Source organism: Pseudomonadota bacterium (assembly GCA_010028905.1).
Taxonomy (GTDB): Bacteria; Vulcanimicrobiota; Xenobia; order RGZZ01; family RGZZ01; genus RGZZ01.
The window spans coordinates 1-2,475 of record RGZZ01000623.1 but is presented as its reverse complement, the minus strand read 5'-3'; the positions used below and the strand labels follow the sequence as shown (position 1 = coordinate 2,475).

The window sequence follows — 2,475 nt, the reverse complement described above, 5'->3', positions numbered from 1 at the left end:
GCACCAGTACCGCTTCTGCTCCCGCCAGCGCATACCCGACAGCAAATGCCGAGGCAAGCGCGTCTCTCCACGCGCGAGAGGGAAGCACAGCGGCCATCATCGGAAAGGACGCCGCCGACGTCGCCACGCCGAGAGCTGCACGCCGACGCAGCTTCCAGCCCTCCCTCGCGGCGTCGATGCCTCGGCACACCGCTTCGGTGAGGCGACGTGACGGCTTTCTCCGCGCCGAGGAACCGACTTCAGCCACCGCGGTGCAGAGCTCCGCCGATGCCGCGAGCACCCCCGTGGCCAGACCCTCTGCGAAGGCCAGCACCACGGCCTGGACACAGGCGCGATGGCTACTCGGAATCGCGGACAAAGCGTTCACCCGATCGAGGAACGCATGATGAATCGCCTTGGCCCCCAAGGACAGATCAGCAAGGGTGGCCTCGCGCGACCGGATACGCTCCCTGCACGCCCCGATCATGTCGCGCACGCAGGAGAGCGCGCCGAGCACCAGGGTGTTCGAGTCCGCCGCCTCGGGGGGACAGGCGAAAGTCGCAGTCGCAGAGATGGCCGCCAGCATGGCACGCGCTCCTTCGGTGAGATGTTCTGACATCTGTGCGCGCGCAACACCCGGAAGGGGCGTGACGTCGTCGCGTTGCGAATCAGTGACCTGGAGACGTGACACCGTGGTGCTGCTTCCTCATCGCGAGCTCACCGCCCCGCCGTGCGGGCGGAGACGGAAAACCTCCACCTCGTTGCGCTCGAACGCGGGCACGAACATCTCGACACAGCCGTCACCATCGACATCACCCACGGCGCAGCCTCCAACGGTACAACCCGTGTCGGTGAGGGGAACACGATCATACGACCAGTCTTGCGCGTCTGCCGATCGAGGCGCCAGCAGCCAGGCCTGCTGCGCGCCATCGCCTGCCACGAGCATCCACGGCTTGCCCTCGCGACGCGCCGGATCAGGCCAGAAGGCCTGTGCCTGTCCCGGAGCGGCGCTCTGAAAGCCCGCGCGGGTCTCGATGCCTTCCTCGAGCGTGTGCTTCACCCAGGGCTGGTTCTTGAAGTCGGTGGGAATCTCGTACGCGAACACTGCGCCGGTGCCATCGCCCTGGTGGTTCGTGGCCAGGAGATCGGAGCGGCCATCGCCGTTCAGATCGACCACCTGCAGATCGAACGCGGCGCCGCTCTTCGCGTCGACCGGTCGACTTCCAAGCCCCTCGACCAGCCGTGCCCGCCACGTGCCCGCGTCGTTCCAGTAGACCGTGATCTGCTGGTCGAAGAAGCGAGCCGCGATGATCTCCTTGCGCCCATCGCCGTCGATATCGGTCGCCTGGAAGTAGACGTCCGGGCCTTTGGCCAGCACATGCTCGCGCCACGGCCCTTGCAATGGGGCTTCTTTCGGCTGCTCGAGCCACACCAGCTCGCTGTCCCCTCCCCCCAGCACTGGGCGCTTCGCTCTCGCCGTCACGATGTCGGCGCGGCCATCGTGGTTCATGTCCATCCACTCGGCCTGATGGTAGAACCATCCATCGGATTCGCGGGTGAGCGGCTGCGGTGGTCCGCAAGGCCCGCCATCATTGCCCAGCGGCACCAGGGAGACGCTGCCGTTCCCCTTCCCCGGAACGAGGAACCCGCCGGGCACGACGAGTGCATCGACAGGAAGCGCGTCGGTGGGCGCGGCCGACACGGCATTGGGCCAGGTCACCGCATCGGTGACGAGGGTCGGTTCAAGCTGCTCGATGTTCGAGAGGTGCTGCCCGACGTTGGGAACCCATCGCACCGCGCCGCCTCCGAAGACCCGGAAGCTGCTGATGGCCAGCGCGGGCATCTCACCTTCGTGTGGCGTGACGAGGGTTGTAAAAGCAGGTCGGTCGACCGCGATGGAGCCCAGCGGCTCGACCTCGTATGCGGTAGCGGGCGAGGTCGCGGAAGGGGTTGATGTGACGGTGCGCAGCGCAGCGCTTGAAGCTGCAGCGGGAGAGATGGCGCTCACAGACGGGGGACCTGCTTTCGAAGTTGATTCAGTCCCACCCGCTCTGAGACCGCATTATAGCCAGCCCCCGTCGACTCGTCAACGATTTTCGCGAATGACGATCTTTTCACGAAAACTGAAACGCAATCCACCGAAGCCGACGACCACTCAACCGCCCGCAGCGACCTCCGGCGCCCTCGTGTGCGACTTGAAGACAACCGCACCCTATACTCTGGTCAGCGGCAGGTGCTTCAGCCAGACGGGTTGATGCGCACCGCTCGAAACGCACGCAGAGGAGACCCATGAAGATGTTGCAGCCCGTGTCCTCTTCCCCCATCGACCGCCAGCCGTCGTCACCGCGATCACGAACCGCGAGCAACGCGCTCTCCTCGTCCCCCACCGTGCCGGACGCCCAGACGTCTCCGGCGCAAGCGAGCGGGCGCCCCCCCTGCTCTCCTGGTGAGCCAGTGGCGGCTGCCGCTGACAGCGTCGACCCCTCCCCCTCAACC

General features: G+C 66.4%; 2 protein-coding genes. Both read right to left on the bottom strand.

Annotated elements, in window-relative coordinates:
- Positions 1–670: hypothetical protein (locus tag EB084_23655; GenBank protein NDD31258.1), on the bottom strand; the 670-nt coding region annotated here is incomplete at its 3' end.
- Between the two features lie 15 nt (positions 671–685).
- Positions 686–1,987 carry a VCBS repeat-containing protein gene (locus EB084_23650; protein ID NDD31257.1) on the bottom strand — a complete coding sequence of 434 codons (1,302 nt, stop codon included), beginning with the start codon at positions 1,985–1,987 and terminating at the stop codon, positions 686–688.
- Between the last annotated feature and the right edge of the window lie 488 nt (positions 1,988–2,475).